Annotated in this window: 9 protein-coding genes; 4 read left to right on the forward strand and 5 right to left on the reverse strand. The window is 62.7% G+C overall.

All coding sequences use genetic code 11. The features are described from left to right. Positions 1–196: 196 nt before the first annotated feature. The 4 genes from katE to NCR98_RS18320 all read right to left on the reverse strand — a co-directional run bounded on the left by katE (position 197) and on the right by NCR98_RS18320 (position 6,520). Positions 197–2,353: a catalase HPII gene (gene katE / locus NCR98_RS18305; RefSeq protein WP_350029512.1), complete on the reverse strand. Its 2,157-nt coding sequence runs from the start codon at positions 2,351–2,353 to the stop codon at positions 197–199. 121 nt (positions 2,354–2,474) lie between these two features. Continuing rightward, positions 2,475–4,166: a S10 family peptidase gene (locus tag NCR98_RS18310; protein ID WP_250510226.1), complete on the reverse strand. Its 1,692-nt coding sequence runs from the start codon at positions 4,164–4,166 to the stop codon at positions 2,475–2,477. A gap of 53 nt (positions 4,167–4,219) precedes the next feature. Then, complete coding sequence (locus NCR98_RS18315) at positions 4,220–5,803, reverse strand: S53 family peptidase (RefSeq protein ID WP_250526875.1); 1,584 nt, start codon at positions 5,801–5,803, stop codon at positions 4,220–4,222. 294 nt (positions 5,804–6,097) lie between these two features. Continuing rightward, the gene (locus NCR98_RS18320; RefSeq protein WP_250526876.1) at positions 6,098–6,520 is read right to left on the reverse strand and encodes a GFA family protein; all 423 of its coding nucleotides are present in this window, start codon (positions 6,518–6,520) and stop codon (positions 6,098–6,100) included. Between the two features lie 188 nt (positions 6,521–6,708). Between NCR98_RS18320 and NCR98_RS18325 the strand changes: the two genes are divergently transcribed. The 3 genes from NCR98_RS18325 (at position 6,709) to NCR98_RS18335 (ending at position 9,371) form a co-directional block, all read left to right on the forward strand. Next, on the forward strand, positions 6,709–7,983 hold the full coding sequence (locus NCR98_RS18325) for an inositol monophosphatase (protein WP_244829303.1): 1,275 nt from the start codon (positions 6,709–6,711) through the stop codon (positions 7,981–7,983). Positions 7,984–8,103: 120 nt separating this feature from the next. Beyond that, on the forward strand, positions 8,104–8,889 hold the full coding sequence (locus tag NCR98_RS18330) for a transporter substrate-binding domain-containing protein (RefSeq protein ID WP_244829302.1): 786 nt from the start codon (positions 8,104–8,106) through the stop codon (positions 8,887–8,889). Between the two features lie 209 nt (positions 8,890–9,098). After that, positions 9,099–9,371, forward strand: coding sequence for a DUF4148 domain-containing protein (locus NCR98_RS18335; RefSeq protein ID WP_244829301.1), 273 nt, complete (start codon positions 9,099–9,101; stop codon positions 9,369–9,371). Here NCR98_RS18335 and NCR98_RS18340 read toward each other — a convergent pair. After that, complete coding sequence (locus tag NCR98_RS18340) at positions 9,356–11,380, reverse strand: tetratricopeptide repeat protein (protein ID WP_250526877.1); 2,025 nt, start codon at positions 11,378–11,380, stop codon at positions 9,356–9,358. The genes NCR98_RS18335 and NCR98_RS18340 overlap by 16 nt on opposite strands. Before the next feature lie 434 nt (positions 11,381–11,814). Here NCR98_RS18340 and NCR98_RS18345 point away from each other — a divergent pair, with 434 nt between their 5' ends. Beyond that, complete coding sequence (locus tag NCR98_RS18345) at positions 11,815–12,531, forward strand: 2Fe-2S iron-sulfur cluster-binding protein (protein WP_250526878.1); 717 nt, start codon at positions 11,815–11,817, stop codon at positions 12,529–12,531. Positions 12,532–12,538 lie beyond the last annotated feature (7 nt).

Genomic DNA, 12,538 nt, shown 5'->3' on the forward strand with positions numbered 1-12,538 from the left:
ACAAAGCGTCCACAGCAAACGGCGCGAACGCTGTCGCCGTGTTCCGTCAGCTCGACGAATCGCAGAATGAAACAAGCCGCACCCCCGAAATCGAGCGGTGCGGCCAGTGTCTCAAAAACGCGCCGGCGCGCCTATCGCCGGCGCGCCCACGCACGCGCCCTGCGTTGCACGGCGCGAAACACGTGCTGCCGGACGATTACGCGGGCACCGACTCCGCCTTCTGCGCGCGCGACCACACGCGATGCTTGCCCAGTGCTTCGATGAAGGTCTTGAGGACGGTCTTCGCGTCGCTGCCGACGACCACGCCTTCATCGCCGCCAGGCAGATGCGATGCGGCAAGCACATCCTCGCCGTCGCCAATCGCGCCGATCGCTTTCAGATGCTTGAACGATTCGAGCACGAAGTGACGCGCGTCGCCGGATTCGGACAGCGTCTTCGCGCTTGCCTTGCCGTCCGCGATGATCATTCCGTCGAACATGATGGACGGCATGCCGAGGATGGTGGCGTCCGCTTCGATACCTTCGGCAGGGAACCCGAGCGTCGGCGAAATGACGAGCGCTTGCGCGCCGCCCGCCGCAAGCGCCTCCTTGACGGCCTTGATGCTCGCGGCGTCCGCGCCCTTCGCGGCGAGAATCGCGACCTTGCGCGTCTTGATCGACGGCACGGCCTTGGCGATGATCGACAGCGCCGGCGATTCCGTCACCGACGACTTGCCGAGTTGCTCCGGGCTCGCGTTTTTCTTGGGCGCGGGCATGCCGAGATTTTCCGCGACGCGCGCGGCCAATACCTCGTCGATGTTCGCGAGCAGAGCAAGTTCGCGTTCGCGGATGAACTTGCGCTCTACCTTGCTCAACTCGAACGAATACGCGCCGACGATGTGATCCTTCTCCGGTTGCGTCTGGCTGTTCCAGAAGAGCGTTGCTTGCGAGAAATGGTCGGCAAACGACGGGCTGCGCACGCGAATCTTCTCGCCGTCCACGCGTTCCGTGTAGGTTTCGAAGCCGCCGCCCGATGCTGCCGGCGCCGTTTCCTTCGGCCAGCCGCCATCGATCGAATTCGGCTCGTAGGAAGCCTGACCCTTGTCGATGGTCTGGCGATGCATCGCGTCGCGTTGACCGTTATGCAGCGGCGCGATCGGGCGGTTGATCGGCAACTCGTGGAAGTTCGGGCCGCCCAGACGGCTGATCTGCGTATCGGTGTAGGAGAAAAGACGTCCTTGCAGGAGCGGGTCGTTCGTGAAGTCGATGCCCGGCACGATATGTCCCGGACAGAACGCGACCTGCTCGGTTTCCGCGAAGAAGTTGTCGGGATTGCGGTTGAGCGTCATCTTGCCGATCATCTTGAGCGGCACGAGTTCCTCGGGAATGATCTTGGTCGGATCGAGCAGATCGAAGTCGAACTTGTGCTCGTCCTCTTCCTCGACAATCTGCACGCCCAGTTCCCACTCGGGATAGTTGCCCTTGTCGATGGCTTCCCACAAATCGCGGCGATGGTAATCGGCATCCTTACCCGCGATCTTCTGCGCTTCGTCCCACAAGAGCGAAGCCGAACCGATGGTCGGCCGCCAGTGGAACTTGACGAAGCGCCCCTTGCCTTCCGCGTTCACGAAACGGAACGTGTGAATGCCGAAGCCTTCCATGGTGCGCAGACTCTTGGGAATGGCGCGGTCGGACATCGCCCACATCACCATATGCGCCGACTCGGGCACGAGCGAGACGAAATCCCAGAAGGTGTCATGCGCCGACGCGCCTTGCGGAATCTCGTTATGCGGCTCCGGTTTGACGGCGTGCACGAAGTCGGGAAACTTGATCGCGTCCTGGATGAAGAACACGGGCATGTTGTTGCCGACCATATCGAAGTTGCCTTCGTCGGTGTAGAACTTGACCGCGAAGCCGCGCACGTCGCGCACGGTATCGGCGGAACCGCGCGAGCCTTGCACGGTTGAGAAGCGCACGTAGACCGGCGTCTCTTTCGACGGGTCTTGCAGGAAACCGGCCTTGGTCAAGTCGGCTTGCGACTCGTACACCTTGAACACGCCATGCGCCGCCGAACCGCGCGCATGAACAATGCGCTCCGGAATACGCTCGTGGTCGAAGTGCGTTATTTTTTCACGCATGATGAAGTCTTCGAGCAGCGACGGACCGCGCGCTCCAACGCGCAGCGTGTTCTGGTTATCGGAGACTTTTACACCCTGGTTCGTGGTCAGGGCTTGATTCGTTGCATCGCTGCGGAAGGCTTCGAGCGATTCGATCTTCTTGTTGGTCGCGGCGTTCGGGCTCTGCGAAGGCGGACGCGCGGTGCTATTCGTGGGTTGCTTCTTTGTTGCCATTTGAGGGGACTCCTTGGGGAAGATTGCTTTTAGCCTCTCGGGCCATTCGCAAGCCTTGTTCCCGAAGGAGATAGGGTTTCCGCTTGCAGCGGGACGCCCGGCGGGGCGCGACGGGCGAAGCCGAAGCCTCGCCCGCTTGTGACTATCAGACACCGGTACTCGCTGGCGACAATGCCTTCTCCGCCGTTACCTTCTGCAAGGAGATGATGCGCGTCATGGCCGCATGGTTCGACGTGGCCTCGTTGTACATCTTCGCGAGATCCGCCTTCAGTTGCGTGCGCGATGCTCCGTCGAGATAAACCATATGTCCCGATGGATAAAACGCCGCGGAAAGATTCTGCCTGACGACGCTGTTGATCAACGGCATCTGCTGAAGGTCGATGATGGTCTGATAAAACGGCGTCACGAAGTCATATAGGCCGTTTGCGGACAAGACCTTGAGATCCACGTTGAGCGCCATCACGGCGGCCAGATCGCCCGCTGTATAGAGCACGACGTTGCCTTTCGAATCCAGTCCCTTCTGTTCGCCGGTCGGGTCCGTATGCTTGAAGTCCCAGTTGAGGAAAGCCTGGTCGTTCAGGTCCGTGAATGACGAAGTGGACGTGAATTTCAACTGCTCGTTGAGATAGCTGTTCCACATGGTCGTGTAGACGCCGCTCACCGCTGTCATGGTCGGATCGTTGCCGCCCGAGTTCGGATCGATCTTGCCCGCGATGCCCGTCGAAATAGCCGTCACGCGCCCGTCGTACGAGCCGAGCGATTCGCCCTTCGACTTCAGGAGCGTCGTCAGAAAGAGCGAATTGCCACGGCTGTCGTAAGCCGCGATATCCAGACTCCACGCAAGCAGCGTCACCTTGTCGATGCCCGTGTATTCGGAGAGCTTCTCGACCACTTCATCGTCGGTCTGCGGAAACTTGCGCAACGCGTTGAGATAGTCCGAGCGCGAAAACTCCGCGACTTCCTCGGCAAAGTTCAAGAGGTTGGTCGGCGTGGGATGCACGCCGAGCTTCTTGTGATACCACGCATCCGCAGCGGCGGTAGGCAGCGCGCCGACGGGGTTGCCCGCCTGGCGGTAATCGAGAATCGACGATTGCAGGGTGATGCCGTTCAGATCGACGCCATCTTCATGCAGCCGGTACGCCAGGACGCAGCTGCGCGCCGTGCCATACGATTCGCCAAACAAGAACTTGGGCGAGTTCCAGCGGTTGTTCTTCGTCAGATAGCGCTTGATGAACTGCTTGATCGAATCCGCATCCTGATCCACACCCCAGAAGTCGCGGTTCTTGTTCGGCGCGATGGCGGCGGAATATCCCGTTCCCACGGGATTGATGAAAATCAGATCGCTCTTGTCGATAAGACTGTCCGCGTTGTCTTCCATCTCGTAGGGCGCGGGCGGCGTGAAGCTCGGCATGGCGGTCTTGATTCGGCGCGGCGCGAACGAACCGAGCAGCACGAACACCGAGGACGAGCCCGGCCCGCCGTTATAGAAGAACGTGAGCGGCCGTTGTTCTTCCTTTGCGCCGTCCTTCGTGAAGGCGACATAGAACATCTTCGCATCCGGCTTGCTGCTGCTCGGGTCCACCGTCACGAGGTGGCCGACCGTGGCCGTGTAAGCGATCTTCTCGCCGCCCACGGTCACGCTATGGTGCGTGATCGCGGCGTTTTCGTCGGCTTCGGTCGCCTCGACGGAATCGTCGGGACCGTTGCCGTAGGCGACGGGATCGAAGTACGGCTGATCCTTGCTCTTCGGCGTTTTCTTCGCCGCTGCGTGCGCGTTGCCGTGCGCCGGTTCTTCGGGTTTGTCTGCGCCTGCTGCTGCCAGTGGATCGGAGTTCATCTTGAACGCTCCAGAATCGTCATCGTGGTTGTTGTTCACTGTCACTGCCCGTCTCAACTCGTGCTCTTCGCGGGTTTGAGCGCCGCCGCGATCTTCGCGCCGTCCGGGCTGCCAAGCCCCGTGCAGGCATCCCATCCCGCCGCTGCCGCGAAACTGCCGTTATCGCCTTGCGTGATGTCGTGGAACGCGCCCTTCGCCTTGTACAGCTTCGGATTGATGAAGCCTGCGGGGGAACCGTTGATCGCGTTGATGCGAGCGATCAGCGCGGCCCACAAAGGCGCGACCGCGCTCGTGCCGCCGACGACCGTCTGCTCGCCGTCGATCAGCACTTCGTAGCCGCTTTGCGGCGACGCGTCGCCCGATACATCCGGCACGCCGCGCTTGGCGAGCGCCGTCGTCTTGCCGCCGGCATGCGCGACGCTCAGCCCTTTCTGCCACGAAGGCAGCGCGAACACGCCGCTCACACCGCCGCCACCCGATCCGCCCTGATTGCCGTCGTTCCACACGACTTCCTTCGTGATCTTCTGTGCGGATGCCGCGACGCTCGTGCCGCCGCAGCCGAGCACGTAGGGACTGGACGCCGGGAAATCGACGTGATCCGCGCCGTCGCCGACGCCGTCGGTCGAACCGCTGTCGCCCGATGCCACGCATACCGTGACGCCGAGCGCCGCCGCGCTTTGCAGCACGTCGTTGAACGCGCCGATGGATTGCGCCGACCAGTTCGATTCCGGTCCGCCCCAACTGATGGACACCACGGACGGCTGGTTGGTGTCGTCGTGAATGGCGCGATTGACGGCATCGACGAAGCCTGCGTCGCTATTCGGCGCGAAATACACCGCGATGCGCGCGCCCGGCGCGACCGCTCCGGCGATTTCGATGTCGAGCGTCACTTCGCCGTCCGGACCATTCGGATTGCCCGTGGGCGCGTTCTTCGCGTCGTCCACGCCGACGGACACCACTTTCGGCGGTTTCACGCCGAGCTTCGAGAAGTACGCCGTCAGGTCGCTGGTCTTGTAACCGCCGCCGAGTTCGATGATCGCGATGCATTGCCCCGCGCCGTCGCCTTCCGGGAAGTCATAGAGTTGCGCGAGATCGAGCGGCGAAAACGACGATGCCGTAAGGCCGCGCGCCGGTTTGAACGGCGGCCGGAAACGGAAATGCGGACGCGCTTGCGGCTTGCTGTCGAGGCCGAGCACGGCGGTGACGGCGTCGTGCACTTCGTCGGGAACATGAACGGGTCCCGCCTGGCCGCGATACTCGCCCATGTTGTGATGCTGGAAACGTTCGAGCTTCACGTCGAACGCCTTCTGAAACTGCTCGATGGTGCCCTTGAGCACGACACTGCGCGTTTCCGCTTCGGCGCGCACCACCGTGAGGCCGTATTGCTCGGCGAACTTCTTGACCTTGTCGACGTCTTCCTGCGACGCGCCGAAGCGCTTTCCGAAGTCCGCGCGGGTCACGGACTGCGCCGGGGCGTCGCCGGCTTCGATGTGCTTCATCATCTGATCAAACGCTGCTTCGTCCTTGCGGCGCAGCATGACGATGACTTCGATCTGCTCGCCAGGATCGCACGCGCCGACGCACTTTGCGTCTTCGGGGTTGCTCTTGCCGCTGCCGCTTACCGGTTGCTTTGCCATGGTGTCGATGCTCCTCGTTGGCAATTCGTTTTAGGCCCGATCCTGCTGCTTGGCGCATCCGGCGCATGTCGTTTCTTTCGATGCTTTCGCTCTGAAAAACGTGCGCGCCGCATATCGTCTTATTTTCCGCAATCGATTGCAATTGCTCGGACCGTTGATTGAAGGATGCAGTTCCGGCAGGACAAAGCGTGTCTCGATATCGAAGTTAGTTATTTGCCTTCGGGCTGCTTTTTGTCTCGGTCGGCAACGATGATGCCGCGCGCACCGACCCGCAAGAATGGGTCGCGGCAACGGCTAACCCGTTCGCTCTTGCGCGTACTCCTTGCGCACGCCTTGAGGCAGCCAGGGCTCGCGATGCTCGCACCAGAGTTCGTAGGCCGGCTCGAAAACGCCGGTCAGATCGAACGCGCCGAGCGGCACATCGACTTCGTCGCGCGTCACGTACTCCATGTACGCCACGGAGCCGCATTCGGGACAGAAATGACGCCTGCCTTCGTCGGAACTGCGCCACGTCGATGTGCGGCCGGAAAACTCCACGTTGCCGCGGTGATAGATGACGTAGGAGCCGAACGCCGAGCCGTGCACGCGCCGGCACGTCATGCAATGGCACATGCCGACGCGCAACGGCCGGCCTATCGCGCGGAACCGGAATGCGCCGCACGCGCAGCCGCCTTCGTTCGTGACGGTTTCATCGATTGCTTCAGTTTGCTGATTCATCGAGCGACTCCTTGAATGTTCCGTTTTGCCGCACTGCACCGCCGGCACCGATCCGCCCCCGTGTTTGTTACGATAGCCCTTCGCGACTGCGACCTGCGACCTGCGGCAATCGACAGCGACCGACAGCAACCCACAGCAACCATCAGGCACGGGCGGCACCCATGAGCACATCGAGCACGACTCCCACCTTGTCACTCCTTAAGCTACTGCCCGGCGTGGCATCCGAATCCGGCCCAGCCGCGTCCGATCTCGTCGCGCATGTGCTCTCGCACGATCGCTTCAACTCGGCAGCCAACGCGCCCGCCCTGCGCGAAACCTTTCGCGACGTGACGGTCGAGGAAGCGATGTCCGACGAGTACGTCTTCCCGCTCGGCCAGACCGGTCAGTCGATCGTGCTGACAGGCTATCGTATCGCGGCGGGTCATATCGCCGAACGCGCCGCCGACGAATGGCTAGAACTGGCGCATCGGGACCGCATCGCGCGCGGCTTGCCGGCCATGCCGCAGGCGCACGAACCGGCCCTCGCGCCCGATCCCGCCGAGGCCGATCAACTCCTCGACCGCGCGGTGGAATGCGCGCAGCGCATTCTCGACCCGGTGGCGAGCGAACAGATTCTCTCTCTCTTCGAGACGCACTATCGCGGCAGCCGCGAATTTTTGCGGCTCAACTGGGAAGGGTTGCCAGAAGATCTCGTGCCGGAATCGCGCCGACCGCTCGCCGTGCTCGCCTCGGCGGAACGGCGTGAAAAGCGCGATTACGATCCCTACGGCCTCGAAGGCGCCGCCGATTACGATGTCGACCGGCCGCTCGCGTATCGCGAAAAGATCGGGCCGTTTCTCTTCACGATGACGTATCGCCACGAGTATCCGCAAGTCGACGACGAACGGCTTGGCACCGCCTTTGCCGTGTTCCACGAGGCGGGCAGCGATATCGTCGCGGCCGCGGTCAAGCTTCAACTCGTCAAGGTGCCGCCGCTTCACAGCAGCGCCGATCTCGTCTATACGCTCGACACCTATTCCGGCGAAATGCTGTCGCTCGCGCTCGCGGCCACCGAGGCGCTCGGTCCCGAACGGCTGTGCGAAGTGTTCAATGCGCATCGCGTGATCTATATCAGCCTGTGGGAAGTGCGCAAGCCGTGGCGCGGCGAGGGTCTCGGCGTCGCGCTGTTGCACGAGGCGCTGGAACGCCTGCCCGCCGATGTCGATGGCCGCCCGAACGCGTTATGCGTCGCGCCCGAGCCGTATCAGACCGACATGCGTCACTTCGACAAGCTGCCCGCCGTGCTGCGCGAGGAACTGAAGACGCCGGCGCGCAGGCTCGCGACTCATCTGAGCAACTGGCTGTCGCGCTCGAAGCTGCCTATCGCCACGCATTTCTTCGTGCCAATGGCGCGGCACGCGGGCATCGGTTCGGCGGGAGAGAACGCGCGGCTGATCGACCGGATCATGGAAAGCGAAGCCTGAGGAAGTTGCTCTACAAGCCAGCCATGCGCACGCGACATGGCTGGCATGCGCAGATTTCGATTGTGAGGGGATTTTGGCGTGCCTAGAGTGCGTCGATCCCCTCACCTTTCGATCCCCACCATGACGCTTCGCCTCTCGCGGTTTCTGCGCGGCCTGCTCGCCGCTTCGTTCGCCCTCGCCGTCTCGTTCGCCCATGCGGACACGCTCGACACCATCCAGAAAAACGGCGTGGTGCGCATCGGCGTATTCATGGACTATCCGCCGTTCGGCTCTATCGGCCCGGACATGAAGCCGCAAGGCTACGACATCGAGATGGGCGAATACCTGGCGCGCGCGCTCAAGGCGAAAGTCGAGTTCGTGCCGATCACCGGCGAAAACCGCATGGCTTATCTCGCCACGCACAAGGCCGACTTGCTGCTCTCGGTCGGTCAGACGCCCGAGCGCGAAAAGGTGATCGATTTCTCGCGGCCTTATGCACCGTACTATCTGGCGGTGTTCGGACCGAAGTCGCTGGCGGTGAAGACGACCGCCGATCTCGCGGGCAAGTCGGTAGCGGTGGCGCGCGGCACGCTCGAAGACTTGAGCGTGAGCAAGGTGGCGCCGCCCACGGCCGATATCAAGCGTTTCGAAGACCCGAACGGCGCGATCTCCGCGTTTCTGGCCGGTCAAGCGCAATTGCTGGTAGTCGGCAACGATGTTGGCGCAACGATCATCGCGCGTAATCCGCCCGTGCAGCCCGAGCAGAAGTTTCAGTTGTTCAGTTCGCCGGATCATGTCGGATTGAACAAGGACGAGCCCCGACTCTTGAAGGAAGTCGATGCGGCGATCGTTCAAGCGAAAAAAGACGGCACGCTCAACACGCTTTCGACGAAGTGGCTGAAGGCGCCGTATCCGGCGGATCTTTGAGCATTTGCCAACGGCATGGCTTGCATGGGAAGCCGGCGCTGCCGGCTTTTTCTTTTGCGCCCTTGCAACGCAAAGCCCGTCCTTGCAGGCGCTGGCACGAAAGACGGTTAGTTGCCGTCGCGCTTATTCATCCCTATTCATCCGTTTGTCGCCGAAGCGCGTATAGATAGGCATTCGCTCACCGCTTCGCACCGCTCAGGAGAACGACGATGAAACCAGCGATCCGCTTGGCCGCCCTTGCAGCATTCGCCATGAGCGCTGCGGCATCGGCGCAGACAATGGACCCGGCCGCCGCACCGCAAGCCATGCCGATGCCTACGCCCATGACGATGGCGGCCAACACGCCGCTTTCGCGCGCCGAAGTCCGCGCGGACCTTGCACGCGCTCGCGCCGATGGCACCATCCCGCGCTATGGCAATCCCGATCCATACGGGCCGGCGCGTTCGGCGCGCGGCGCACCGGGCAGTTATCCGCGTAGCTGAGTGTCGCGTTGCCAGACGGTCAGCGCATCGGCGACGCGCTCGATCACATCGTCCCAATCTCCGGGCGCTTGCTGTCTGAAAAGCCGCGCGGTCGGATACCACGGGGAGTCGTCGCGTCCGGCGAGCCAGCGCCAGCAAGCGTTCGAGCACAGTGGTATCCACAGCGGCTTGCCAAGCGCGCCCGCGAGATGCGCCACGGATGTATCCACGCTCATGACGAGATCCAGCGATTCGATGAGCGCGGCGGTATCGGCGAAATCGGCGACTTCGTTCATCGGGTCGTACAAACGCCAGGCGTCGGGCAGCGCGGCACATTCCGCGCGCGCCGTCGCGCCCTTCTGAAGACTGACGAAGTGCACGCCGGGCAAGGTCAGCAAGCGCTCGCATTGACGCGCGGCGAGCCAGCGGCGGCTAAAAGCGGCAAAGGCGTCGCGCAGTCCCGGACGCGGCTCGCCTGTCCAGGCAATGCCTGCTTTCAACGTGCCCGCGGGCAACCGAGCCCGCCAGAACTCGACCTTTTCGCGCGGTGCTCGCAGATAAGGAACGGTCGATGGAATAGTCGCGAGCGTCGTCCCCATGAGGAAAGGCAGGCTCATCAGGAAGCAACTGTAGTCGTGGGCCGGTAGCGCGTGCAGATCGGCCGGCGCGATGCATGCGTCCACGCAATCCATCGCGCCGATCAACGCGACCAAGGCCGGCGGGCAGACCACCGTCAGACGATCTAGCCCACGCACCTTGAGTTCAGGAAGGTAACGGCTGAACTGAATGGTGTCGCCGAAGCCTTGCTCGGCCATCACGATGAGTGTCTTGCCCGTCAACGCTTCGCCCTGCCAGCGCGGACCCGGCAACGCTGGCGGAAGCGCGCCGCGCTGCGCGAAGCGCTCGTCGCAGCGAGCCTCGAAGAGCGGCCATCCTTGTTCATAACGGCCCGTGCCGAGCAGCAAGGTGGCCAGATTCATCTGTGCATCGACGCACTCCGGATCCATCGACAGCGCGTGCCGGAAGGTCGCTTCCGCATCGGCGAGACGTGTTTCGTCCTCACGATACACGTTGCCCAGATGCAAATGCGCCGCGATGAAATCCGGCCGTATGGCCAAGGCTTTTTCATACGCGGCTTGCGCTTCGTGCAGGCGGTCGAAACGGCCATGAGCGCTTATGTCGTAGATCGCATCGGCGAGATTGAAATGCGCATCGGCGTTTTGCGGCGCAAGGTCGACGACATGACGATACGCGACTTCCGCCTCGGCGAGCCGCCCTTGTTCCCCAAGCACGATGCCCAAATTGGTGTACGCCGCCGCGTAGTCCGGCCGCAAGCCGACAGCCCGCCGATACGCATGCTCGGCATCGACAACGAGCCCGGCATCTTTCAAGACGTTGCCCAAGTTCAGATGCGCGTCCGCCCAGTCGGGCCGTGCGGCAAGCACGTGCTCGAACTGTGCGCGCGCCTCGCCGAGCTTACCCAAGGTCCGAAGCACGTTGCCAAGGTTATTTCGTGCTTCGGCAAAGGCAGGCTGTGCATCGATCGCGTGGCGATACTCAGCCTCGGCCTCCGGCAACCGGTTCGTGCGCGCGAGCAACGCGGCAAGATTCGCATGAGCCTCGGCGAAATCGGGTTTGAGCGCGAGCGCGCGACGATAACCCTCCTCGGCTTCGTCCGCGCGCCCTTGCCGATCAAGCACGTTCGCGAGGTTGTAATGCGCGACCGGATAGTCCGGAAGAAGTGCGAGCGCGTTCCGATAAAGCGTTTCCGCTTCACGATAACGCTGCAACTCGTTGAACAGATTCGCCAGGTTGTTGCGCATCCCGGCGTCGTCGGGACGCGCATCGATTGCGCGCAGCCAGTAGCGCTCCGCTTCGTCGTGACGTTCGAGTCGATAGGCGCAGACAGCGGCGAGATTGAGCGCGTCGGCGTCGAGGACCAAGGGCGCGAGCGTCTCCAGCGCTTCGGCGTAGCGTCCGTTCGAATAGAACGCAGCCGCCTCGTGATAGCGATTCGTATCGGATGGCATGGGTTGGATAGGTGTTTCAAACATGTCGAGCCACGGCGAATGGCGGCTGACGTCGAGCGAATATTTTGAGGCGCGCTCGATGATCGAAGCGTCACAAAGTGCGCCATATGGCGCTCGCCGGGCGAAACGGCCATGTTCGCGTCATCTTTGCCGACACGTTTTCGCAGCTTATTTACGCAGCCATGCAGTATTTACTTGCATGGTCCGTGTTCAGACGAGCGAGTAGTCGGGCGCACCAGCGTCTGCCGACGATGGCATTGGACTTGCTGTCACTCTTGGCTTGCGCGAATGGTCGAACGTTCGGTCGTCTTACAGCGATCGAACGAAGGCGGCTCGCGTATCACGCGCCATCCTCAAGACCTCAGGGACGTGGTTCATCGAGACCTGCACGGCGTGGCGCGCCCAACCGAACGAGCGAGGAGCATTCAATCGCCATGTCCCCAGTCAAAACGCCTTCACCCCTTTTACCCGATACACGCGATACCGACGACGCGGCCCAGAAGCCGTCGCGTCGGCGCTTCCTGCAATCGGCGGCAGCGAGCGCGGCCGTAGCCGCCGCGCCGCTTGCGTCGACCGCGCGCGCGCAACAGCAAGCTGCAACGCCCGCCATCGCGCCACCCGTCACCTCCGCGCCGACGATGCCGGTCAAGCTGACCATCAACGGTCATCCGTACGAGCTTCAGGTCGAAGCGCGCACGACCTTGCTCGACGCCCTGCGCGAATACGCCGACCTCACCGGCACGAAAAAAGGCTGCGACCGTGGCCAGTGCGGCGCGTGCACGGTAATCGCGGGCGGGCGACGCATCAACTCGTGTCTGACGCTTGCCGTGATGCACGAAGGCGAGAGCATCACGACCGTCGAAGGCTTGGCTCCCGGCGGCGATGCGCTCAGCCCGTTGCAGCGCGCGTTCATCGAAAAGGATGCGTTTCAGTGCGGCTACTGTACGCCCGGGCAGTTATGCTCGGCGACCGCGCTCATCGACGAATACCGTGCAGGCGATGCCAGCGCCGCCACCGCCGACGTGCGCTTCCGACCCGCGCAACTCTCCGACGATGAAATCCGCGAGCGTATGAGCGGCAATATCTGTCGCTGCGGTGCGTATCCGAATATCGTGGCGGCGGTGAAGTTCGTCGCTTCGTCGCAAGGTTAAGGGAGAG

It is taken from the genome of Caballeronia sp. GAWG2-1, assembly GCF_023631405.1.
Taxonomy (GTDB): domain Bacteria; phylum Pseudomonadota; class Gammaproteobacteria; order Burkholderiales; family Burkholderiaceae; genus Caballeronia.